The following is a 22,057-nucleotide window of genomic DNA, read 5'->3' as shown; positions in this document are numbered from 1 at the left end:
GCTCGTGCTGCCCGATCCCGCGCTCGACGATGCGGTGCGTGCGTTCTGCGACGCGCTGACCCCGCGGGTCCGGGACCTCGCCGCCACGGTGAAGGGCATCAACGGGGAGCGCATCGAGGTCGACGTCCAGGTCGAGGCCTACAACCTGGCTGCCGCGTTCATCGACGCCGACGGGCTGCACACCGATCCCGAGCTCCTGGCCTTCATCGCCGCGTTCGGGCCCCGGTTCGGCGGGAGCCTGGCCCGCTCGGCCCCGGCCGACGTGCGGTCGGCCCGACTGCTGGCGGAGCGGGTGCGCTTCCTCGACCAACCCTCCGAGCTGGCCGAGGTCCTGCTCGCGGCCGACGCACGCGACGGCACGGACCTGGCCAGCCTCTACTACGACCGGGCCCTCGCCATCGGCTTCGCCGTCGCCAGCCTGGACCAGCACACCGCCCCGGTGGAGCTGGCGGCCATCGAGCGCTTCCGCGGCCGCCTGCTCGACCGCATCGCCGAGACCCGGGGCGTCGGTCGTCGCGAAGCGGCCCACACCGCCGCCACCGTCGGGGACGGCGCCGAGCCGGCTCCCGTCCAGCCGGACCTTCCGCCGGCCCGTCCCGTCGACGAGGTGCTCGCCGAGCTGGACGAGCTGATCGGCCTCGAGGCGGTCAAGGCCGAGGTGAAGAAGGTCGCCGACCTCACGCGGGTCCAGCTGCTCCGGGCCGAGCGCGGCCTGCCGGTGCTGGACCAGTCGCGGCACCTGGTGTTCTCGGGCAACCCGGGCACCGGCAAGACCACCGTCGCTCGCCTCCTCGCCGAGATCTACCGGTCCCTCGGCGTGGTCGAGCGGGGCCACCTGGTCGAGGTCGACCGCGCCGGCCTGGTCGCCGGGTTCGTCGGCCAGACGGCGCCGAAGGTCACCGCCGTCTTCGACGAGGCCGACGAGGGCGTGCTCCTGATCGACGAGGCCTACGCGCTCGTACGGGGCAGCGAGACCGACTTCGGGCGCGAGGCCATCGACACCATCGTGAAGCTGGTGGAGGACCGCCGGGACCGGATCGTGGTGATCATGGCCGGGTACCCCGACGAGATGGCCCAGCTGGTGGCGGCCAACCCGGGGCTGCGGTCCCGGTTCCCGAAGACCATCCACTTCCCCGACTACGACACCGACGAGCTGCTGGCCATCTTCGACATGCGCTGCCGTCGGGGCGGCTACGAGACCACCCACGAGGCGCGGGCCAAGGTTCGCGCCCACCTCGACGGCGCCCCCCGGGACAAGGGCTTCGGCAACGGCCGTGTCGCCCGCAACCTGTTCGAGGAGGCCGTGGCGCGCCAGGCGTCCCGGATCGTGGTCATCGACGATCCCACCGACGACCACCTCCGCACCCTCGAGGCCGCCGACATCCCCGATCACCAGGCGACCGGGGCGTGACGGAGACCCGCCCGGGGAGCCGCCGGGGCCAGCGAGCCCGGGCCCGCCAGCAGGTCGAGGCCGAAGCCGAGAACGAGTCGGCAGCCGGGGCCGGGGCGACCACGGACGACTCGGGCCGCAACGCCACCCTGGTCGGCGCCGGCATCCTCCTCTCGCGCCTGTCGGGCCTGATCCGCGAGATCGTCACCGCCGGGTTCCTCGGCGTGGGGTTGGCCTCCGACGCGTTCAAGGCGGCGCTGCGCATCCCCAACCTGCTCCAGAACCTCCTGGGCGAGGGGGTGCTGTCGGCGTCGTTCATACCCGTCTACTCGCGCCTCGTCGACACCGACGAGGAGGAGGCGGGACGCACCGCCGGTGCGGTCGCCGGCCTCCTCGCCGCCGCGGTCTCCGTCCTCGTGGTCCTCGGCATGGTCGCGGCCCGACCGATCACCATCGTGCTGACCCCGGGCTTCCGCGACGACCCCGAGAAGCTGGACCTCACGGTCAGCCTGGTGCGGATCATGTTCCCGGGCATCGGGCTGCTCGTCCTGTCGGCGTGGTGCCTGGCGATCCTCAACTCGCACCGCCGCTTCTTCCTCTCCTACGTCGCGCCGGTCCTGTGGAACGTCGCCCAGATCGTGGTGGTGACCGTCGTCGCCATCGGGGGGTCCACCACGACGAGCCTCGCCAACGCGCTGGCCTGGGGCGTGGTGCTCGGCGGCTTGGCCCAGCTCCTCGTCCAGCTCCCCACCGTCCGCTCGCTCGTCCCCGACCTGCGCCTGTCCCTCGACCGCACCCTCGCCGGCGTCCGGGACGCCATGAGCCGCCTCGGACCGGTCGTGTTCGGCCGGGGCGTCGTCCAGATCTCGGGCTACCTCGACCTCGTGCTCGCCAGCCTCCTCGTCACCGGCGCGGTGGCGGCCGGGACCTACGCCCAGGTGCTGTACCTGCTGCCCGTGTCGCTGTTCGGCATGAGCATCGCCGCATCCGAGCTGCCCGAGCTGTCCCGCCTCCGCCCCGAGCAGCGAGCCGAGCTGGCCGGCCGCGTCGAGGGCGGCCTGCGCCGGGTCGCGTACTTCGTGGCCCCGACCGCGGTGATCTACGTGGCGCTCGGCGAACCGCTGGTGGCTGCGCTGTTCGAGCGGGGCGAGTTCAACGCGTCGGACACGCGCCTCGTGTGGCTCGTGCTGGCCGCGTACGCCCTCGGCCTGCTCGCCTCCACCGCCTCCCGCCTCCTGCAGAACTCGCTCTACGCCCTCGACGACCCCCGGACCCCGGCCCGCATCGCCCTCGTCCGCGTCGTCACGTCGTCGCTCGTCGCGCTCTCGGTGATGTTCCTGTTCGACCAGCTCGTCCTGGTCGGGACCTCGATCCAGCTCGAGACCGACGCCACCGACTCGGCTGCCTTCCTGCACCTCGGCGCGGTCGGCATCGCCCTCGGCTCCGCGGTCGGGGCGTGGGTGGAGCTCGTCCTGCTGCGCCTGGCCCTGCGCTGGCGCATCGGGTCGGTGAGCCTGGGGGGTGGTTCGCTCGCCACGGTGGTCACCGCGGCGCTGGCCGGCGCGGCCGTCGGCCGCCTCGTCGACCTCGTGGTCGGGGGCCTGCCGACGATCCTCGCAGCCGGCGCTTCCATCGGCACGGCCGGCCTCGTGTACCTGGCCTTCGCCCAGGCCCGGGGCCTGCCCCTGCGGGCGATGCTGGGTCGCTGACCGCCTCGACGCGGCAGCGGGGCGGCACCGGGGGCGGGGAGGTCTACGATCCGACCATGCTCAAGGCCCTCAAGCGTTGGTGGAAGTACCTGGTTGCCCGGACGGACAGCTCGTTCAACGAGCGAGCCGACCCCAAGGTGCAGCTGGAGCAGGCGATCTCCGAGGCGCACGAGCAGCACAAGCGCCTCACCCAGCAGGCGGCGAACGTCATCGCCAACCAGAAGCAGACCGAGATGCGCCTCAACCGGGTGATGACCGAGCTGGAGAAGGTCTCGGGCAACGCCCGCCAGGCGGTGCTCATGGCCGACCAGGCCCAGAAGTCCGGCGACACCGCCAAGGCCACCGAGTACACCCAGGCCGCCGAGTCCTTCGCCAACCGCATGATCACCCTGGAGAGCGAGGTCGAGGACCTCAAGTCCCTGCACTTCCAGGCCTCCGAGGCGTCGGACCAGGCCAAGGTCGCCGTCCAGCAGAACGCCACCGCGCTGCAGAAGAAGCTCTCCGAGCGCCAGGCCCTGCTCGGCAAGATCGACCAGGCCAACATGCAGGAGGAGATGAACCGGGCGATGAGCCAGCTGTCGATCACGGTCGGCGAGGACGTCCCCTCCCTCGAGGAGGTCCGCTCCAAGGTCGAGGCCCGCTACGCCAAGGCCAAGGGCATGCAGGAGCTGCAGGGTTCTTCGGTCGAGGGTCGCATGCTCGAGGTCGAGCAGGCGGCGCTCAACGTGGAGGCCACCAGTCGGCTCGCCGAGATCAAGGCGCAGCTCGGCATCGCGCCGGAACCCGAAGCGATCTCCGGCGAGTCCGCCGCTGAGGCACCTTCCTCCGGCGAGACGCAGGCAGAAGGTCAACCCTCGGACGGCACCTCCGCGTGAAACTGGCAGCGGCTGCGGAACAAGGCCCTGGGGGCCACGTTCCGCCTCCGCTGCCAGTTTCCTCTCCCCTTGCGCTGGCCGCTTCCCCCTTACGGGAGCACGACGAGGTCGTCTCGGTGGACGACCTCGTGGGGGGAGCCTTCGGGCAGGTGCTCGGTCCTGGTGCCGAGCACTGACCGAAGGCCGGCGGCGTCGAAGCGGCTGAGGCCCTTGGCGAAGGCACGTCCGTCGGGGCCGGCGATCTCGACAGCGGCGTCGACGTCGAAGCCGCCCTTCACGTCGACCACGCCGGCGGGGAGGAGCGAGACCCCGCGCTCCAACAGGGCCCGTCGGGCACCTTCGTCGACCACGATCGTCCCGGCGGCGCCCACCGCGAAGGCGATCCAGAGCTTGCGGGCCGGGAGGCGCTGCGTGCGCGGTTGCACGATCGTGCCGACGCCGGCGGTGCGGTCCACGGCGTGGAGGAGCACGTCGTCCCGGGATGCCTGGGCGATGACGGCACGCACCCCGGACCAGGCGGCGATCTTGGCTGCGGCCAGCTTGGAGGCCATCCCGCCGCTGCCCCGGTCGCTGCCCGCACCGCCGGCGAGGGCTTCGAGGCTGTGGTCGATCTCGAGGATCTCCTCGATGAGCGATGCCGTGCTGTCGAAGCGGGGGTCGGCGGTGAGCAGCCCGGGCGCGTCGGTGAGCAGGACGAGCAGATCGGCCCGGATGAGGTGGGCGACGAGGGCGGCCAGCCGGTCGTTGTCGCCGAAGCGGATCTCGTCGTCGGCGATGGCGTCGTTCTCGTTCACGACCGGCACGACCCCGAGGTCGAGCAGGCGGCCGAGGGTGGCGCGGGCGTGGAGGTACTGCTCGCGCACCATGAAGTCGAGCGGCGCGAGCAGGACCTGGCCGGCGGTGAGGCCGTGGCCGGCCAGCTCCCGGTCGTAGACGGCCATGAGCCGGCTCTGCCCGACGGCGGACACCGCCTGGAGGGTGACGGCATCCCGGGGGCGCACGTCGAAGTCCATGGCCGGCAGACCAGCGGCGATCGCCCCGGAGGTGACCATGACGACCTGGTGCCCGGCGGCGCGCAGGCCGGCGACCTCCCGGCAGAACTTGGCGATCGCTGCCTCGTTGATGGTGCCGTCGTCGGCGGTGATCGACGACGAGCCGATCTTGGCGACGACGACCTGGCCGCGCTCCCCCACGCTCACTCGACCTCGTAGTCGAACTCGAGCTTGCCGATGCGCACGGTGTCGCCCGGCTTCACACCGGCGCGAGCGAGCGCCCGGTCGATGCCGAGCGACTTGAGCCGGCGATGGGCCTCGTCGAGGGCCTCCGGGTTGGTCAGGTCCGACAGCCGCACGGCACGGATCGCCTCCCGGCCGACGACGTCCCAGCCCGAGCCGGTCTCGTCGCGGACGACCTTGTACCCCTCGCCCTCCAGGCGGTGGACGACGTAGGCCTCCCGCTCGGGCATCGCCTGGCGGGCATCGGTGACGGTCTGGACCATGCGACCCACCAGCTGGGGCACGCCGTCGCCGGTCACCGCGGCGACCCGCTCGCCGTCCCACTCCCAGGTGCCGTCGTCGAGGTCGGCGCGGGAGGCCACCTCGATGCGGGGCCGGGTCAGCAGGATCGGGTCGTAGTCGGCCAGCTCGCGCAGCAGGATCTCCTTCTGCTCGGCGGGCGGGTGCATGGCGGTCGGCGACAGGTCCACCATGACCACGAGCACGCGAGCGCGCTCGACGTGGCGGAGGAACTGGCGACCCAGGCCCTTGCCCTCGGCGGCGCCCTCGATGAGCCCGGGCAGGTCGGCGACCACGATCTCCACGCCGTCATCGGTGCGGACCACGCCGAGGTTCGGCTCCAGCGTCGTGAAGGGGTAGTCGGCGATCTTGGGGCGCGCCGCCGAGATCACCGAGATGAGCGTGGACTTGCCGACGCTCGGGAACCCGACGAGGGCGACGTCGGCGAGGAGCTTGAGCTCCATGCGCAGCCAGCGCTCCTCCCCGATCTCCCCCTGCTCGGCGAAGCCCGGAGCCCGGCGCCGGTTGGAGAGGAACTTGGCGTTGCCCCGACCACCGATGCCGCCTTCGGCCGCGAGGAAGCGATCGCCGGTGTGCACGAGGTCGGCGAGCACCTTGCCGGCCTGGTCCTTGATGACCGTGCCCTCGGGCACCGACACCTCGATGTCGGCGCCGCGCCGCCCGTGGCGCTTCTTGCCCATGCCGTGGGTGCCGTCCTCGCCCCGACGGAACGGGTGGTCCCGGAACGCGAGCAGGGACGCCACGTTGTGGTCGGCGACCAGCCACACGTCGCCGCCGCTGCCACCGTCGCCCCCGTCGGGCCCACCGCGGGGCACGTGGGCCTCGCGACGGAACGACACCGAGCCGGCGCCGCCGTCTCCGCCCTTCACATGGAGGCCGCACTCGTCGACGAACTGGGACACCGCGGGGAATCTAGGACCGAGCAGGGCGCGTGGGAGACTCGGATCGTGGCTCACCGACCCGACCACGACCCCGCCGGTGGCGGTCCGACGCCGGATCTGACCCCCCGAGCCCGCCAGTGGGCAGCCACCATGGCGGGTCACGGCGCCGGTCCGGTGCGCCACGCGCACGCCGACACCCACGCCGACGTCGGCGACGTGGAGATCGCCGATCGGGAGGTCCGCGAAGCCCGCGAAGCCGAGCACCTGGCGCCCGGGGCCACCCGGGCCGAGGGCGCCGGCGACCGATCCGTCGAGGAGGAGGCCGACCCCTGGCGAACCTGCTTCGAGCGCGACCGCGACCGCATCGTGCACGGCACCGCGTTCCGCCGCCTCGCCGGCAAGACCCAGGTCTTCGTGTTCCCCGACGACCACCAGCGCACCCGGCTCACCCATGCCCTCGAGGTCGCGCAGGTGGCCACGTCCATCACCCGGGCCTGCCGGCTCAACGTCGCCCTGGCCGAGGCCATCGCGCTCGGCCACGACTGCGGCCACGGGCCCTTCGGCCACGCCTCCGAGGATGCCCTCGCCCCCTTCGTCGAAGGCGGCTACGACCACGCGACCTGGGGGGCCGACGTGGTGCTCGCCCCGCTGAACCTGTGCCGCGAGACCCTCGACGGCATCCGCAACCACTCCTGGTCGCGACCGGCGCCCTCGACGCCCGAGGGCGAGGTCGTCAGCTGGGCCGACCGCATCGCCTACCTCTGCCACGACTTCGAAGACGCCGTGCTCGCCGGGGTCGTCCGCCCCGAGGACCTACCCACGGTGGTGGCCGAGCGCTGCGGCCGGGACCGCCGTCAGCAGCTGCACGCCTTCATCGAGGCCGTGGTGGGCGCCACCGCCGAGTCGGGCACCGTCGGCATGCACGACGACCTCGCCGAGGCCCTCACCGCGTTCCGCGCGTTCAACTACGAGCGCATCTACCTGCGCGACGAGTCCCGCCAGCAGGGTCTCGTGGTCGACCGCCTCCTCACCGCCCTGGTCGAGTGGTATCGCGCCGACCCCGAGCGGCTGGTGGCCGAGGGACGTCCCATCGACGACCGCACCGACCTCGTGCGGGAGGCCGTGTCCTTCGTCGGCGGGATGACCGACCGCTTCGCCCACGACCGGGCCCTGGCCAACCTCGGCTGGGACGCCGCCGACCTGCCGATCGGCCTCGAGACCCACGTCTGAGGGCGCTCGCCTAGGTCTCGACGGGCGCGATCAGGTCCATGCGGCGGGCGATGGTGACCGCCTCCAGGCGCGAGCTGGCACCGAGCTTGCCGAGCACCGCACGCACGTGGTTGCGGATCGTGTTGGGGCTCACCGCCAGGTGCTCGGCCATCTCCCGGGTGCCGGTGCCCTCGGCGAGGAGCCGCAGGACCTCGAGCTCGCGCGGGGTCAGGTTCGTTCGGTCCCGCCCGCTGCGGTGCGAGGTGCGCCGAACCAGCGCCGGCAGCAGCTGGGGTGCCACGACGGTCTCGCCGTCGGCGACGCGGACCACGGCATCGACGAGCTCGTCGAGGCCCTGGGACTTGCCGATGAAGCCGTGGGCCCCGTGGTCGAGGGAGTCGAACAGGGTGCGCTCGGTGGCCCATCCGGTGACCACGAGGATCCGCACGTCGGGGCAGGTCTCGACGAACCGGCCGAGCTGGTCGGCGATCTCGACGCCGTCGAGGCGGAGGTCGGTGACCAGCACCGTGGGCGACCGCTCGGCGACGACGCGCAGGGCGTCCTCCAGGCGGCTGGTGGTGCCCACCACCCGGAGCCGGGGATCCTGGTCCAGCACCGCCTCGAGGGCGCTGGCGACCATCTCGTGGTCCTCGAGCACCACCACCGTCACGTCCGTCGGCCCACCCGGCCCGTCGATCCCTGACATGGAACCGGAACGTAGTGCAGATGGACCAGGGGCGGGCGCGACACGGCCCGGGTCGTGGACCCGGGCCGGCATCGGATTCGAGCGGGTGCGGCTCAGTCGAGCGGCAGGATGTCCACCAGCTTGCGCCCGTGGCGGGAGCCGAACTTCACCGTGCCGTCGCTCGTGGCGAACAGCGTGTCGTCGCCGCCCTTGCCCACGTTGAGGCCGGGGTGGAAGCGGGTGCCGCGCTGGCGCACGAGGATGGAGCCGGCCGAGACGACGGTGCCGTCGTAGGCCTTCACGCCCAGGCGCTTGGATTCGGAGTCACGGCCGTTCCGGGTGGAACCGCCGCCCTTGGTCTTGGACATGGCGAGCTACCTCTTCTGGGATCAGCGGCTGATGCCGGTGATCTCGATCTGCGTGTAGTGCTGGCGGTGACCCCAGCGCTTCCGGTTGTTCGACTTGTTCTTGTAGACGAAGCCGTTGATCTTGGGGCCCTTGGCGTCACCCACCACGCGGGCGGTGACGGACACCTTGCCCAGGTCGTCGGGGGTGGACAGGACGGTGTCACCGTCGACGAGGAGGACAGGTCGCAGGTCGACCGAGCCACCCTCTTCGACCCCGAGGCGCTCGACCTCGAGGACGTCGCCTTCGGCGACACGATGCTGCTTTCCGCCGGTGGCGATCACTGCGTACATAGGGTTCGACATCGTACGGCCCAGACCTGCTCACCACCAACCTGCGACGAATGCGAAGCATTCGTCAACGAACCCCCGAGGCCGCTTGCGGCCGAAGGGTTCGCTCAGCCGTCGAGGAGGTCCTTGTCGAAGACGACGCCTCGACCCTTGCAGGTCTCGCACTCCTCCGTGAAGCCCACGAGCAGGCCCTCGCCGATGCGCTTGCGGGTCATCTCGACCAGGCCGAGCTCGGAGATGTCGAAGACCTGCGTGCGCGTCTTGTCCCGGGCCAGCGCCTCGCGCAGCACCCGGCCCACGTCGTCGCGGTTCTTCTTCACCTCCATGTCGATGAAGTCGATGACGATGATCCCGCCGATGTCGCGCAGGCGCAGCTGGCGGGCGATCTCCTCGGCGGCCTCGAGGTTGTTGGCGTAGACGGTGTCCTCGAGGGAGTTCTTGCCGACGTTCTTGCCCGTGTTGACGTCGATGACCGTGAGGGCCTCGGTGTGCTCGATGATGAGCGACCCGCCCGAGGGCAGCCACACCTTGCGGTCGAGGGCGCGGTGGAGCTGCTCGTGGATGTGGTGGCGCTCGAACAGCGGCAGCTTCTCGGCCTCGGGGTCGTAGAACTGCACGCGGTCGGCGAGGGCCGGGGTGATGCCCGAGACGTACTCGTCGACCTCCTTGTAGAGGTCGGGGTCGTCGATGACCACGGCCCGGTAGTCCTTGGAGAACTCCTCCCGGATCACCCGCACGGCCATGTCCGGCTCCCGGTACAGCAGCGTCGGTGCCTGCGAGGCCTTGGCCATGTCGTCGATCTTGTCCCACAGGGCGACGAGGCGCTTGACGTCGTTCTCGATCTCCTCGGCCGTCACGTTCTCCGCCGCGGTGCGCACGATGACGCCGTGCTGGTCCGGCTTGACGCCGTCCAGGATCTTGCGGAGCCGCTTGCGCTCGTCGTCGGGCAGACGCTTGGAGATGCCGTACGTGCTGGAGTTCGGCACCAGCACCACGAAGCGACCCGGCAGGCTGACCTCCTGGGTCAGCCGCGCGCCCTTGACCCCGATGGGGTTCTTGGTGACCTGGCACACGATGGTCTGCTTGGACTTGAGGACGTCTTCGATCTTGGGCTTGCCGCCGCCCTCGACGTCGTCGGGGTCGTAGGCCACGTCGCCGCGGTAGAGCACGGCGTTCTTCGGCGTGCCGATGTCGACGAACGCGGCCTCCATGCCGGGCAGCACGTTGGCCACGCGGGCCAGGTAGATGTTGCCGTGGATCTGGGAGATGTCGTCGGCGGGCCGGGCGACGTAGTGCTCGATCAGCTGGCGGCCCTCGAGCACGGCGATCTGGGTCGCCTGCTCCGTGCGGTGCACGGCCATGAGGTACCGGCCGACCGGCTTGCCGTTGCGGTGCTTGCCACGGCGGGCCTCGAGCTGGGCCTCGTCGAGCTCCACGGCGTCGAAGCCGGTGTCGAGCTCGACCGGGCGCTGCTGGCCGTCGCCGCGGCCCTTGCTGCGGTTGCGCCCGCCGCGCCGGCGGCGACGGCGGCCGGGCTTGGGGGTGTCGTCGCCATCGCCATCTGCGCCGCCGCCCTCGTCGGCGCGCGGCGAGGGGCGGGTGTCGCCGATCTTGGGCTTGTGGGCGTCGTCGCCGTTGCCGACCGCGGGCTCGGAGCCCTCAGCAGCCTTCCCGGCGCCATCGGGGCGCTCGTCGTTCGACGTCGACGACCCGTGCTGGGTGTCGGACATGGTGGGGGTCCCTTCTCATGACGCACGCTCGATGGCGTGCGCGGCCGACGGCCGGGCGATCCCTGCGCCCACCGGAGGCGATGCCTCCAGGGGGACGGGTTCGCGCCGGACGCCGTCGACCATCGTCCATTGGTGGAGCCGGACCACCCGACCCTCCTCGAGCGTCGGATCGACCGCGGCGAGCAGCTCGGCGGGCCGGCAGGCACGCGGGTGCGTGCCGAGCTCGGCTCGGAGCAGGGCGCCGGCCGGCTGCCACTCGGCAGCGGGCGGGCGCTCGTCGGGGTCGGCGACTCGGAGGGCGAGCACGTTCGGGCGGATGTCGTCGGTGACCGACTTGCCCTTGCGCGTTCGGGTGACCGGGAGCTCTTCTGCGGCGAGGGCGCGCTCGACCAGGTCGTGCGCCTGCGCCGGGGTCATCTGCGGCACGTCGACGAGCCAGGTGCAGGAGTCGACGGACTCCTGCAGGCTCGGCGCGCCGGGTTCGACGTGTGCGGTCGCCTGGATGGTCATGCCGGGCGGCAGCATCGGGTTCACGAGGGGGGCGAGCTCGTCGATGTCGACGCGGCCCGACGACACCGCGCCGGGCTCGAGGTCGACGTCGAGGTACTCGCCGCAGGACTCGTGGGCGGTGGCCAGGGCGAGGCCGAAGCGGAGCCGGGGGCGGGGCGAGAAGCCCTCGCTGTAGGACACCGGCAGGCGGCTCCGGCGGAGGCTGCGCTCCCACACGCGGGCCACGTCCCGGTGGGAGGTGAAGCGGATGCGCCCGAACTTGTCGAAGCGGATGCGGATGCGCTCGGTCCGGGGCGGAGTCACGGCTTCGCCCCCTGTGGGATGCGGGGGGTGAGCTCGACCGGGACGCTGTGCCCGGCGCCCAGATCCTGGCCCGTCCCCTGGCTGCCGCCGGCGGGCGGGGTGGCCGAAGCCACGATGTGCTCGATCGAGTAGCCGGTGCAGGCGCCGCAGTCGTAGCAGGGCGTCCAGCGGCAGTCGGGCAGGCCGACCTCGGCCAGGGCGTCCTGCCAGTCCATCCAGAGGAAGTCCTTGTGCAGGCCGGCGGAGAGGTGGTCCCAGGGCAGCACCTCGTCCTCGGTGCGGTGCCGGTGGATGTACCAGTCCGGATCGAGGCCGCACTCGGCCATGGCGTCGAGCCACAGCTTCTCGTCGAAGTGCTCGCCCCACTCCTGGAACACGCCGCCGCGGCGCCAGACCAGCTCGAGCACCCGTCCGAGGCGACGATCGCCCCGCGACAGCAACCCCTCGATGACCGAGGCCCGGGGGTCGTGCCACTTGAGCTGGACCCCGTTCATCTTGCGGGTGGCGTCCTTGAGCAGGTTGATCTTGCGGCGCAGCTCGTCCTCGGTGTTCTGGCCGAACCACTGGAACGGGGTGAAGGGCTTGGGCACGAAGCCGCCCACGCTGACCGTGACGCTGGGGTTCTTGTGGTGCTCGCGGCCGAGCTCCACGCAGTTCTTGGCCAGCTCGGCGATGCCGAGGGTGTCCTCGTCGGTCTCGCTCGGCAGGCCGGTGAGGAAGTACAGCTTCATCCGGCGCCAGCCCTGGGAGTAGGCCGAGCCGACCGCGCCGTAGAGGTCCTCTTCGCGGATGAGCTTGTTGATGACCTGGCGCATCCGCCACGTGCCGGCTTCGGGCGCGAACGTGAGTCCGGTGCGCCGGGCGTTCTGGATCTTGTTGGCCAGCCCGACGGTGAAGGCGTCGACCCGGAGCGACGGCAGGCCGAGGGTGATCGGCTGGGCGCTGCCGGTGTCGAGGTCCATCACGTCCTGGACGGTCTGCTCGATGCCGGAGAAGTCGGCCGTCGACAGGCTGGTGAGGGTGACCTCGTCGTAGCCGGTGCGCTTCAGGCCCGAGTCGATCATCGACCGGACCTGCTCGGCCGGGCGCTCCCGCACCGGGCGGGTGATCATGCCCGCCTGGCAGAACCGGCAGCCGCGCGTGCAGCCGCGGAAGACCTCGACGTTGAGTCGGTCGTGGACGACCTCGGTGAGGGGCACCAGCTGCTGCTTGGGGTATGGCCACTCGGCCAGGTCGGAGATGGTGCGCTTCTCCACCCGCTCGGGCACGTCCGGGAACCGGGGGGTGACCTCGGCCAGGAACGGGCCGTCGTAGGCCACGTCGTAGAGGGAGGGGACGTAGACGCCCTCGACCCCGGCCAGCGCCCGCAGCACGTTGGGCCGCGACCCCGCCGTCTTGCCCTCGGCGCGCCACTCGCGGAGGACGTCGGTGATCTCGCCGATGACCTCCTCGCCGTCGCCGAGCACGACGACGTCGACGAAGTCCGCCAGGGGCTCGGGGTTGTAGGTGCAGTGGCCGCCGACGACGACCAGCGGGTGGGTCTCGTCGCGCTCGTCGCTGCGGACCGGCACGCCGGCCAGGTCCACGCAGTTGAGGACGTTGGTGTAGGTGAGCTCGGCCGACAGGTTGAACGCGATGGCGTCGAAGGCCGCCGCGCTGGTGTGGGTCTCGACCGAGAAGAACGGGATGCGCTCGCGGCGCATGATGGCCTCGAGGTCGCTCCACACCGCGTAGCCGCGCTCGGCGTAGGCGTCGTCGCGCTCGTTCACGATCTCCCGCAGGATCTGCAGGCCCTGGTTGGGCAGGCCGATCTCGTAGGTGTCGGGGTAGCAGAGCAGCCAGCCGACCTTGTGGGGGGCACGCTCGGAGGCCGGTGCACCGTCCTCGAGGCCGATGTAGCGGGCGGGCTTGGCCACCTTGGGCAGGTGCGGCTCGAGCGCGCTCCAGACGCTGGAGGACCCCGCGGTGGCTGTCGAAGAGGGGTTCGGGGGCGCGGCGGACACGGTCCGCCCAGGCTACCGGACACCTCCCAGCGTTCCCCGATCGGCCCGGCGGACGTGGCAGCGTGCGGGCGTGGCGAACCACCTGCTCACGAACGGGACCTGGGCCGTGCTCGTCGACACCGGCGGGCCGGTGCCGACGGTGCGGCACTGGGGGCCGGACCCCGGCCCACCCCCCGCCGACGCCCTGTCGGACCGCCCGCTGCCGCCGTCCACCCTCGACATCGACCAGGCGCTGCCCGTCGTGGGCGTCACGGCCGGCGACCCGGGCCGGCCCGGGCTGGCCGGGTGCCGTGCCGACGGCAGCGCTGCCCACCCCCGCTTCCGGGCCACGTCCTGCACCGGCGATGCGACGACGCTGCAGTTCGAGGCGGCCGACGACGACGCCGGGTTGGTCCTGGCCGGCGCGCTCCGGCTCGGACCGACCCTCACCATCGAACTGAGCCTCACCAACACCGGCCCGGCGCCCTACCTGCTGCAGCGCCTCGCCGCCACGCTGCCCCTCCCTGGCGACGCCGACGAGGTGCTCGCGTTCGAGGGCCACTGGTGCGCCGAGATGACGCCGACCCGGCTGCCGTGGGCCACCGGCACCGTCGTGGTCGACAACCGGCGCGGCCGGACCTCCCACGACCACGTCCCGGTGCTCTTCGCCGGCCGCCGCGGCTTCGGCGAGCTGGCCGGCGAGGTCCACGGCATCCACCTGGCCTGGAGCGGCAATGCCGAGCTGGTCCTCGAGCACCGCACCGACGGGCGGCGCGCCGTGCACGTCGGTGAGCTGCTCCTCCCCGGCGAGGTCGTGCTCGAGCCGGGGGCGACGCACACCGCGCCCACCGTCCACGCCGTGTGGGGCGACGGGCTCAACGCCGCCAGCGCCGGGTTCCACGCCGAGGTGCTGGCCCACGTGCCCGAGCGGCCGCGGCCGGTGACCCTCAACACCTGGGAGGCCGTGTACTTCGACCACGACGCCGAGGTCCTGCGGGCGCTCGCCGATCGGGCCGCGTCGGTGGGTGTGGAGCGCTTCGTGCTCGACGACGGTTGGTTCGGCGGTCGCCGCGACGACACCGCCGGCCTCGGCGACTGGTGGGTGTCGCCCGACGCCCACCCCGACGGCCTCGCACCGCTGATCGACCACGTGCGGGACCTCGGCATGGAGTTCGGCATCTGGGTGGAGCCCGAGATGGTCAACCCCGACAGCGACCTCTTCCGGGCCCATCCGGACTGGGTGCTCGGCGATCCCACCGTCCTCGGCCGCAACCAGCTGGTGCTGGACCTGTCCATCGACGCCTGCTGGCAGCACCTGCACGACGCGCTCCACCGGCTGCTCGCCGACCACGACATCGCCTACGTGAAGTGGGACATGAACCGCGACGTGGCCGGCGCCGGCGCCCACCACCAGGTCCACGCCCTCTACCGGCTCCTGGACGCGCTCGGTGCCGCCCACCCGGACGTGGAGATCGAGTCCTGCGCCTCCGGTGGTGGCCGCGCCGACCTCGGCATCCTCCGGCGGACCTGTCGGATCTGGGCGTCGGACTGCAACGACGCCCTCGAGCGCCAGACGATCCAGCGCGGGTGGTCGTACCTGCTGCCACCTTCGGTCACCGGCGCCCACATCGGCCCGCCCCGGGCCCACACGACGGGCCGGACCCAGCGGCTGGCGTTCCGGGCCGCGACCGCGCTGTTCGGGCACCTCGGCATCGAGTGGAACCTGCTCGACGCGGGCGATCGCCACCTGGATGCCCTGCGCTGGTGGATCGACCTCCACAAGCGCCTCCGGCCGCTGCTGCACGCCGGGACCGTCGTCCGCCTGGACCCCGTCGACCCGTCGGCGCACGCCCACGGGGTCGTGGCACCCGACCGGTCCGAGGCCCTCTTCGCCTACGCCCAACTCACCCGCTCACGGCGATCGGCGCCCCCGACCCTCCGGTTGGCCGGCCTCGACCCGGACCGCACCTACCGGGTCGCCCACCTGGCCGCGCCGGGCGAGGTCCTCGGCTGGGGTCGCCAGCCTGCCTGGCTGGACGAGCCGGCAGAGGCGACCGGGCGCTGGTTGCAGACCGTCGGCCTTCAACCCCCGCTCCTCCACCCCGAGTCCGCCCTCCTCATCCACCTCACCTGAGCCGCGCTCAGGACGCACGGCAAGCGCTGCAGCGGCCTCCGAGGGAGGCGCCAGCCGACCGTGGCAGGAGGATGAACCCCTACTCCGTGTACGGGACGTGCGCGACGAAGGAGCGCACGTCAAGCGTCACGTCAAGAATCAGGTGAAGCGGCGCATGTGCACGCCCTGCACCAGACCGAGGCCGGCGAAGAGCGCGATGGTGGACGAACCGCCGTAGCTCACGAAGGGCAGCGGGATGCCGGTGATCGGCATGATGCCCATCGTCATGCCGGCGTTCTGGAAGATCTGGAAGGCCAGCAGCGACAGGACGCCGACGCACAGCAGCACGCCGAACTGGTCCCGTGACAGCTGGGCGATGCGCCAGATGCGCCAACCGACGAGGGCGAACAGGACCAGCAGCGTCGCGGCACCGAGGAACCCGAGCTCCTCCCCCACCGCCGTGAAGATGAAGTCGGTGTGCTGCTCGGGGACGATGTCGAGCTGGGTCTGGGTGCCGTTGAACAACCCCTTGCCGAGCACCCCGCCCGAGCCGATGGCGATCTTGGACTGGTTCAGGTTGTAGGCCTCGGCCTGCAGCCCGGCAGCCGGGTTCAGGAACACCGTCAGGCGGTCCTTCTGGTAGTCCGCGAGCAGGCCGGAGCTGAGCAGCCCGACCACCGCGGTGAGCCCCACCAGCGTGAGCCCGGCGATGTGCTTCGCCCGCACGCCGGTGACCAGCAGCATGCCCATCGTGATGGCGACGAAGACCATGGCGGTGCCCGGGTCGGGCTGGAGCATGATCAGCGCCAGGGGGATGCCCGGCACGGCGAGCAGGATGGCGAGGCGGCGCAGGTCGATGTCGCTCCCGAAGTGCGCGCCGAGCGAGGCCAGCCCGACGATCACGGCGATCTTGGAGAACTCCGAGGGCTGCACCTGGACCGGACCGATCTGGAACCAGGCCTGTGCGCCGTTCACCTCGGTGCCGAACGGCGACACCACGCCGAGCAGGAGGAGGCACACCACCCCGTACATCAGCGGCGCCCAGTCCCGGAACCGGCGGTAGTCGGCCATCGTCGTGAGGGCCATCACGGTGATGCCGGTGGCCACGAAGGCGAGGTGGCGCTCGAGGATCGCGGTGTTGGCGGGTGCGCTCCCGGTGCCCCTCGTGGAGGAGAAGACCATGAGCGTGCCGATCAGCGCGATGAGCCCGACCGAGCCCAGGAGCAGGAGGTCCACGTGCCGCCAGGGCGCGGCCGGGTTCCGCCGCATCGAGCCCGCTCGGGTCGTGCCCGGCCAGCGGCCGGCGAAGCTCTCCATCAGTCGGCTCCCCCTTCGGCGATCTGGCCGAGGCGGTCGGCGGGGCGCTCCGAGGTGTCGTCGACCTCGGCGCCTTCGAGCGGCGGCTCCACCAGGGCGCCGCCGGGCTGGATCACCGGCATCGGCGCGACGCCGGCGAACACGTCGAACAGCGCCCGCGCCACGGGCGCGGCGGCCGTGCCGCCGAACCCGGACTCCTCGAGCACGACGGCGACCTGGAACTCCGGGGCGGGTGCCGGCCCGAACGCGGCGAACAGCGCCGTGTCGGCCTTCTGGTCCACCTCGGCGGTGCCGGTCTTGCCGGCGACGGGGAAGGTGTCGTTGGGGAAGCCGGCGAAGGTGGCCCGAGCCGTGCCTCCGTCGCGGGTGGTGACGCCGACGAGGCCGTCGAGCAGCGCCTGGCGGTGGGCCGGATCCATCTCGACGCGGCCGTTGATCCGAGGCTCGAAGCTGCGCTTGATGGTGTCGGGTGAGCCGCTGCGGGTGATCTTGCGGGCGATGTTCGGGGCGTACCGGGTGCCGCCGTTGGCGAAGGTGGCGTAGCCGTTGGCCAGCTGGAGGGGCGTCACCCCGACGTCGCCCTGGCCGATGGTCATGATGACGTTGTCGCCCGTGAACCAGTCACCGGTGAGGAACAGCTCGGGGTTGGCCTCGTACTGCGCCTTGCGCTGCTGCGGCGTGGGGACCCGCCCGTCCTGCTCCGACGGGAGCGGCACGCCGGTCTCCTGGCCGAAGCCGAACGTGCGGATGGTCTCCTGCTGGGCCTCGTCGCCGAGGCGGCCTCGGTTGTTCCAGAAGTCCGCGCCGATGCTGTAGAAGTACGCGTCCGACGACACGGTCATGGCCCGTCGCATGTCGACGACGCCGTACGCCTTCGACCCGGCGTTCCGGAACGTGCACCCCGGCCCCCGGCAGTCCTCGATCGTGAACGTGCCCTGGTCGAGGAACGGCTGCTCGGGGGTGCGCAGGCCGTGCACCATGGCGGCCAGACCGGTGAACAGCTTGTAGGTGGAGCCGGGCGCGTAGACGCCCTGGATCGCCCGGTTGAGGATCGGCTTGTCCGCCTCGTCGCTGTTCAGGAACTCCCAGCGGGTCGAGGAGATGCCGTTCACGAAGTCGGCCGGGTCGAACACCGGGTAGCTGGCCATGGCCAGGACCTCGCCGTTGCGCGGGTCGGTGACCACCACGGAGCCGGCGTTGCCGCGGTTGGGCAGGTTGCTTCCCGACACCCGTCGGTTGCGAGCGTCCTCGAGGGCCTGGGCGAGCAGGTCCTCCGAGAGCGCCTGGGTCTCGATGTCGATGGTGAGCCAGACGTCGTCGCCCGGGATGGGCGGCGCCGACAGGTCCTCCAGGATGCGGACCGGATCGCCCATGGCATCGACCTCGAACACGGTCTGGCCGGGCGTGCCCCGCAGGTCGTCCTCGTAGATCCGCTCCACACCGGTCTTCCCGATCTGGTTGCCCCGGATGTAGGTCTTGGGCTTGTTGGCCCGCTCCTCGAGCTCCTCGTCGTTGATCTCGCCGACCGAACCGATGACGTGGGCGGCTCGCGTCCCGTAGGGATACCGACGAACGGCGACGCGCTCGACGGCCACGGACGGGAACAGCTCCTGGTGCTCCTCGATGTAGATCTTGAGCTCCTCGGTGGCGTCCTCGGCCACCGGCACCGGCGCGTAGCGGGAGTAGCGGACGTCGTCGACGCGATCCTGCAGCTGCTCGACGGTGGCGGGCGACCCGTAGCGGCTCAGCTCGGCGGAGAGGCGCTCGAGCATGGCGGTCCGCTCAGCGTCCTCGAGCTCGGCGAAGCGGACGCGATCGACCGTGACGACGATGGACACCCGGTTGTCGACCAGGACCGTGCCGTCGCGGTCGAGGATGCGGCCGCGGGGCGCCTCGACCTGCACGACCCGGACGCGGTTGGCCTCGGCGGCCTCGGTGAAGCTCTCCGAGGACAGCACCTGCAGGTACCAGAGCCTGGCGAACAGCGGCACGAACAGCGCGATGACCACGATGCCGAGCACGCCGAGGCGCAAGCGCGGTGACTCCACGCGCTGGCTCATCGCAGGCCTCGCATCGACGGCTGGAGCATCCGGTCGGGTGCGGCCTTCTCGACCCACCGGGCCACGAACAGGGCGGGGAAGGCCAGCAGCGTGTTGATGACCGCCGTGACCAGGACGATCCGGGGCAGGCCCGGCACCCGGAACTGCTGACCGAGCAGCTGGCCGAGCATCACGAGGAACACGATGCCGAGCGCGGAGGCCACGAAGGTGACGAGCACCGGGATCCACGGGGCGGACCGCAGGACCCCGTCGTGGACGGTGCCGACGACGAAGCCGACGGCCAGGTACGTGAGCGACGACAGCCCGAAGGGGGTGAGGAGCACGAGGTCCATGGCCACGCCGGCGATGAACCCGACCGTGGCGCCCCGCACGGGGCCGGCGGCCATGCCGGCGGCGATGGCGACCAGCAGGAGCAGGTCACCGGTGGCGCCGAAGGGACGGGCGTCGGCGAGCCAGGTCGTCTGGACGGTGAGGACCAGGACGAGCACGAGGGTGAGGCGGGCGGCGCGCAGCATCTAGCCGACCGGGGTGGTGAGGACGACGGACACGAAGCTCAGCTGGTCCAGGTCGGCGAGAGGCTCGGCGAAGACCTCGAGGGTGAGGCCGCCGTTGGCCGGCCGCGTGCGGGTGACCTTGCCGACCGGGATCGAGGCGGGGAACGAGGACCGGTCGTCGATGCCGGAGGTGGTGAGGATCTCGAGCGACGGGAGGTCGGCGTCGGGTTCGCCCGGCTCGATGCCGGTGTCGATCCGCAGGTCCCGCCCGGCCCCCTGGCCCGAGGCGGTGCCGAAGCGCTGGCTGGTGACGAGGCGCACACCGACCCGGAACTCGGGGTCCGTCACCAGCTGGACCGAGGCCTGTCCCTCGCCGACGTCGACGACGCGCCCGACGAGGCCGCCCAGACCCTCGCCGTCGCCGACGACGACCGGCATGCCCTCGCGGATGCCGGCGCCGGAGCCCTTGTCGATGCCGATGACGTGGGAGAAGGAGCTGGCCGGCTGCTGCACGACCCGGGCGGTGGCGGTGCTGAGCCCGCCCACCCACGGGATGTCGACCTGGCTGACGAGCTCGTCGTACTGGGCGGCGACGTCGGCGTTGCGGGCCGCTTCGCCCTCGAGCTGCTCGACCTGGATGCGCAGGGCTTCGTTCTCGGCCTCGAGGTCGTCGTAGCCGGTGACGCCGTTCCAGGTGTTCTGGAACGGGGTGGCCACGAAGTCTGCCGCGCCCTGCAGCGGGCTCAGCGCTGACCCCACCGCCCGGCGGGCGTCGCCGAGGAAGCCGACGCCCCGGAAGTCCAGGGTGAGCACGGTGATCGAGGTGAGCACGAGCAGGAGGATGGTCAGCCGTGACCGTCCGCTGCGGCGGGGACCGGTCATGGCCATGAGAGGCCCTCAGACATGGTGGGGGTCAGTGTTCGGGCGGGTTGTTGAACAGCACGTCCTTCAGGGCGTCGAACTCCTCGAGGGCGAGGCCCGACCCGAAGGCGACGGCGTGCAGCGGATCGTTGGCGATGACGATCGGCATGCCGGTCTCGTGCTCCAGGCGGGCATCGAGGCCGTGGAGGAACGCGCCGCCACCGGCGAGCACGATCCCCTTCTCCATGATGTCGGCCGCCAGCTCCGGCGGCGTCTTGTCGAGGGTGACCTTGACGGCGTCGACGATGGCCGTGACCGGCTCGTCGATGGCCTCGCGGATCTCCTCGGTGGACGTGACGATCGTCTTGGGGAGCCCGGTGATGAGGTCGCGACCGCGCACCTCGGCGTAGAGCTCCTCCTCGAGCGGCCAGGCCGAGCCCATGCCGATCTTGATCTCCTCGGCGGCCCGCTCGCCCACCGCCAGGGAGTACTCCTTCTTGATGAACTGGATGATGGCCTCGTCCAGCTCGTCGCCGGCGACGCGCACCGACTGGCTGGCCACGATGCCACCGAGGGAGATGACCGCGACCTCGGTGGTGCCGCCTCCGATGTCCACGATCATGTTGCCCGTGGGCTCCTGGACGGGCAGCCCGGCGCCGATGGCGGCCGCCATGGGCTCCTCGATGATGTGGGCCGGCTTGCGGGCGCCGGCGAACTCGGCGGCCTCGAGCACGGCGCGCTGCTCCACGCCCGTGATGCCCGACGGCACGCAGATGACCATGCGCGGCTTGGCCCAGCGGCGCTGGTGCACCTTCTGGATGAAGTACCGCAGCATCTTCTCGCAGATCTCGAAGTCCGAGATCACGCCGTCCTTGAGCGGGCGGATGGCCTGGATGTGCGACGGCGTGCGGCCGATCATCCGCTTGGCCTCGGCGCCGACGGCGAGGGGGCGCCCGTCGCGCACGTTGACGGCGACCACGGAGGGCTCGTTGAGCACGATGCCACGCCCGCGGACGTAGACCACCGTGTTCGCGGTGCCGAGGTCGACCGCCATGTCGCGGCCCATCAGGGAGGTGAAGACGTTCTCGGACATGCGTACACGATTCCGTCGGGGACCTGGTCCGGGCGACCGGTCAGCGTAGCGGAGTGTCCCAGGCTAACCCTCTGTCACCGAACCGCAACAGTCGGGACGACAACGGGACCGCCTCAGTGCGGGCCATCCGGAGGAAACTGGCAGCGACCACGGAACAGAAGCCCACCGTTCCGTCTCCGCTGCCAGTTTCAGAGGTTGGGGAACCAGAGGTCGATCTCGCGGTGGGCCGACTCGTGGGAGTCGCTGCCGTGGACCAGGTTCTCGTTGGTCGTGGTGGCGAAGTCACCGCGGATCGAGCCGGGCTGGGCGTCGTCGACGCTGGTCTTGCCGATGAGGGTGCGACAGATCGAGAAGGTGTTGTCGGCCGGGCCCTCGACCACCATGGCCAGCACCGGGCTGCGGGTGAGGAAGTCGACCAGCTCACCGAAGAAGGGCTTGTCGCGGTGCTCGTCGTAGTGGGCTTCGGCGAGGGCTCGATCGGCGGTCTTGAGCTCGGCGGCGACGAGGGTGAGCCCCTTGCGCTCGAAGCGGGCGACGATCTCCCCGACGAGGCCGCGCTCGACGGCATCGGGCTTGCACATGACGAAGGTCCGGTTCACGGGGCGGGACGGTAGC

Annotated in this window: 19 protein-coding genes; 5 read left to right on the top strand and 14 right to left on the bottom strand. The window is 71.7% G+C overall.

Features of this window, described 5'->3' with window-relative positions; all coding sequences use genetic code 11:
- Nucleotides 1–4 precede the first annotated feature (4 nt).
- Genes RGQ06_RS14250 through RGQ06_RS14240 form a run of 3 tightly spaced genes read left to right on the top strand, consistent with a single transcriptional unit; the run spans nucleotide 5 to nucleotide 3,974 of the window.
- A complete protein-coding gene (locus RGQ06_RS14250; RefSeq protein WP_432430148.1) occupies nucleotides 5–1,411 on the top strand; it encodes an AAA family ATPase in 1,407 nt (468 codons plus the stop codon).
- On the top strand, nucleotides 1,408–3,099 hold the full coding sequence (gene murJ / locus RGQ06_RS14245) for a murein biosynthesis integral membrane protein MurJ (RefSeq protein ID WP_432430147.1): 1,692 nt from the start codon (nucleotides 1,408–1,410) through the stop codon (nucleotides 3,097–3,099). Before RGQ06_RS14250 ends, murJ begins: the two co-directional genes overlap by 4 nt.
- A 56-nt stretch (nucleotides 3,100–3,155) precedes the next feature.
- Nucleotides 3,156–3,974 carry a PspA/IM30 family protein gene (locus tag RGQ06_RS14240; protein ID WP_432430146.1) on the top strand — a complete coding sequence of 273 codons (819 nt, stop codon included), beginning with the start codon at nucleotides 3,156–3,158 and terminating at the stop codon, nucleotides 3,972–3,974.
- Nucleotides 3,975–4,063: 89 nt separating this feature from the next.
- Here RGQ06_RS14240 and proB read toward each other — a convergent pair whose 3' ends face one another.
- Together proB and obgE are read right to left on the bottom strand one after the other, a co-directional pair.
- The gene (gene proB, locus RGQ06_RS14235) at nucleotides 4,064–5,173 is read right to left on the bottom strand and encodes a glutamate 5-kinase (protein ID WP_432430145.1); all 1,110 of its coding nucleotides are present in this window, start codon (nucleotides 5,171–5,173) and stop codon (nucleotides 4,064–4,066) included.
- Complete coding sequence (gene obgE, locus RGQ06_RS14230; protein ID WP_432430144.1) at nucleotides 5,170–6,411, bottom strand: GTPase ObgE; 1,242 nt, start codon at nucleotides 6,409–6,411, stop codon at nucleotides 5,170–5,172. The genes proB and obgE overlap by 4 nt, the downstream gene beginning before the upstream one ends.
- A 129-nt stretch (nucleotides 6,412–6,540) precedes the next feature.
- Between obgE and RGQ06_RS14225 the strand changes: the two genes are divergently transcribed.
- Nucleotides 6,541–7,620 (top strand): HD domain-containing protein, encoded by a 1,080-nt coding sequence (locus RGQ06_RS14225; protein ID WP_432430213.1) that lies wholly within the window; start codon nucleotides 6,541–6,543, stop codon nucleotides 7,618–7,620.
- A 10-nt stretch (nucleotides 7,621–7,630) separates the two neighbouring features.
- On the opposite strand, the gene RGQ06_RS14220 is transcribed toward RGQ06_RS14225, so the two are convergent.
- From RGQ06_RS14220 to RGQ06_RS14195, 6 genes are all read right to left on the bottom strand, one after another.
- The gene (locus tag RGQ06_RS14220) at nucleotides 7,631–8,305 is read right to left on the bottom strand and encodes a LuxR C-terminal-related transcriptional regulator (RefSeq protein WP_432430143.1); all 675 of its coding nucleotides are present in this window, start codon (nucleotides 8,303–8,305) and stop codon (nucleotides 7,631–7,633) included.
- A 92-nt stretch (nucleotides 8,306–8,397) separates the two neighbouring features.
- Nucleotides 8,398–8,652 carry a 50S ribosomal protein L27 gene (rpmA, locus tag RGQ06_RS14215; protein ID WP_432430142.1) on the bottom strand — a complete coding sequence of 85 codons (255 nt, stop codon included), beginning with the start codon at nucleotides 8,650–8,652 and terminating at the stop codon, nucleotides 8,398–8,400.
- Between the two features lie 21 nt (nucleotides 8,653–8,673).
- Nucleotides 8,674–8,982 carry a 50S ribosomal protein L21 gene (rplU, locus tag RGQ06_RS14210; RefSeq protein WP_432430141.1) on the bottom strand — a complete coding sequence of 103 codons (309 nt, stop codon included), beginning with the start codon at nucleotides 8,980–8,982 and terminating at the stop codon, nucleotides 8,674–8,676.
- Nucleotides 8,983–9,086: 104 nt separating this feature from the next.
- Nucleotides 9,087–10,709, bottom strand: coding sequence for an Rne/Rng family ribonuclease (locus tag RGQ06_RS14205; protein WP_432430140.1), 1,623 nt, complete (start codon nucleotides 10,707–10,709; stop codon nucleotides 9,087–9,089).
- A gap of 15 nt (nucleotides 10,710–10,724) precedes the next feature.
- Nucleotides 10,725–11,522, bottom strand: a complete 798-nt coding sequence (locus RGQ06_RS14200; protein ID WP_432430139.1) for a TIGR03936 family radical SAM-associated protein — start codon at nucleotides 11,520–11,522, stop codon at nucleotides 10,725–10,727.
- On the bottom strand, nucleotides 11,519–13,525 hold the full coding sequence (locus RGQ06_RS14195) for a TIGR03960 family B12-binding radical SAM protein (RefSeq protein WP_432430138.1): 2,007 nt from the start codon (nucleotides 13,523–13,525) through the stop codon (nucleotides 11,519–11,521). The genes RGQ06_RS14200 and RGQ06_RS14195 overlap by 4 nt, the downstream gene beginning before the upstream one ends.
- Nucleotides 13,526–13,595: 70 nt before the next feature.
- Between RGQ06_RS14195 and RGQ06_RS14190 the strand changes: the two genes are divergently transcribed.
- On the top strand, nucleotides 13,596–15,638 hold the full coding sequence (locus RGQ06_RS14190; RefSeq protein ID WP_432430137.1) for an alpha-galactosidase: 2,043 nt from the start codon (nucleotides 13,596–13,598) through the stop codon (nucleotides 15,636–15,638).
- A gap of 138 nt (nucleotides 15,639–15,776) precedes the next feature.
- Here RGQ06_RS14190 and rodA read toward each other — a convergent pair whose 3' ends face one another.
- The 6 genes from rodA to ndk form a co-directional block, all read right to left on the bottom strand.
- Entirely contained in the window at nucleotides 15,777–16,934 is a 1,158-nt protein-coding gene (gene rodA, locus RGQ06_RS14185) for a rod shape-determining protein RodA (protein WP_432430136.1), read from the bottom strand.
- The gene (gene mrdA / locus RGQ06_RS14180) at nucleotides 16,934–18,994 is read right to left on the bottom strand and encodes a penicillin-binding protein 2 (protein ID WP_432430135.1); all 2,061 of its coding nucleotides are present in this window, start codon (nucleotides 18,992–18,994) and stop codon (nucleotides 16,934–16,936) included. The genes rodA and mrdA overlap by 1 nt, the downstream gene beginning before the upstream one ends.
- Complete coding sequence (gene mreD, locus RGQ06_RS14175; protein WP_432430134.1) at nucleotides 18,991–19,509, bottom strand: rod shape-determining protein MreD; 519 nt, start codon at nucleotides 19,507–19,509, stop codon at nucleotides 18,991–18,993. The genes mrdA and mreD overlap by 4 nt, the downstream gene beginning before the upstream one ends.
- Nucleotides 19,510–20,370, bottom strand: coding sequence for a rod shape-determining protein MreC (mreC, locus tag RGQ06_RS14170; RefSeq protein ID WP_432430133.1), 861 nt, complete (start codon nucleotides 20,368–20,370; stop codon nucleotides 19,510–19,512).
- 31 nt (nucleotides 20,371–20,401) lie between these two features.
- Nucleotides 20,402–21,442: a rod shape-determining protein gene (locus RGQ06_RS14165; RefSeq protein ID WP_432430132.1), complete on the bottom strand. Its 1,041-nt coding sequence runs from the start codon at nucleotides 21,440–21,442 to the stop codon at nucleotides 20,402–20,404.
- Nucleotides 21,443–21,630: 188 nt separating this feature from the next.
- A complete protein-coding gene (gene ndk / locus RGQ06_RS14160) occupies nucleotides 21,631–22,041 on the bottom strand; it encodes a nucleoside-diphosphate kinase (RefSeq protein WP_432430131.1) in 411 nt (136 codons plus the stop codon).
- Nucleotides 22,042–22,057 lie beyond the last annotated feature (16 nt).

It is taken from the genome of Salinilacustrithrix flava, assembly GCF_041228405.1.
Classification (GTDB): domain Bacteria; phylum Actinomycetota; class Acidimicrobiia; order Acidimicrobiales; family Salinilacustritrichaceae; genus Salinilacustrithrix; species Salinilacustrithrix flava.
The sequence above is the reverse complement of the archived record's forward strand: the minus strand, read 5'-3'. Positions and strand labels throughout refer to the sequence as shown.

What these genes read in the sequence shown, in the direction of transcription:
- rodA (WP_432430136.1), bottom strand. Translation starts at nt 16,934, where the DNA reads ATGGAGAGCTTCGCCGGCCGCTGGCCGGGCACGACCCGAGCGGGCTCG.
- RGQ06_RS14240 (WP_432430146.1), top strand. Translation starts at nt 3,156, where the DNA reads ATGCTCAAGGCCCTCAAGCGTTGGTGGAAGTACCTGGTTGCCCGGACG.
- RGQ06_RS14205 (WP_432430140.1), bottom strand. Translation starts at nt 10,709, where the DNA reads ATGTCCGACACCCAGCACGGGTCGTCGACGTCGAACGACGAGCGCCCC.
- rplU (WP_432430141.1), bottom strand. Translation starts at nt 8,982, where the DNA reads ATGTACGCAGTGATCGCCACCGGCGGAAAGCAGCATCGTGTCGCCGAA.
- mreC (WP_432430133.1), bottom strand. Translation starts at nt 20,370, where the DNA reads ATGACCGGTCCCCGCCGCAGCGGACGGTCACGGCTGACCATCCTCCTG.
- RGQ06_RS14220 (WP_432430143.1), bottom strand. Translation starts at nt 8,305, where the DNA reads ATGTCAGGGATCGACGGGCCGGGTGGGCCGACGGACGTGACGGTGGTG.
- mreD (WP_432430134.1), bottom strand. Translation starts at nt 19,509, where the DNA reads ATGCTGCGCGCCGCCCGCCTCACCCTCGTGCTCGTCCTGGTCCTCACC.
- RGQ06_RS14225 (WP_432430213.1), top strand. Translation starts at nt 6,541, where the DNA reads ATGGCGGGTCACGGCGCCGGTCCGGTGCGCCACGCGCACGCCGACACC.
- RGQ06_RS14165 (WP_432430132.1), bottom strand. Translation starts at nt 21,442, where the DNA reads ATGTCCGAGAACGTCTTCACCTCCCTGATGGGCCGCGACATGGCGGTC.
- mrdA (WP_432430135.1), bottom strand. Translation starts at nt 18,994, where the DNA reads ATGAGCCAGCGCGTGGAGTCACCGCGCTTGCGCCTCGGCGTGCTCGGC.
- rpmA (WP_432430142.1), bottom strand. Translation starts at nt 8,652, where the DNA reads ATGTCCAAGACCAAGGGCGGCGGTTCCACCCGGAACGGCCGTGACTCC.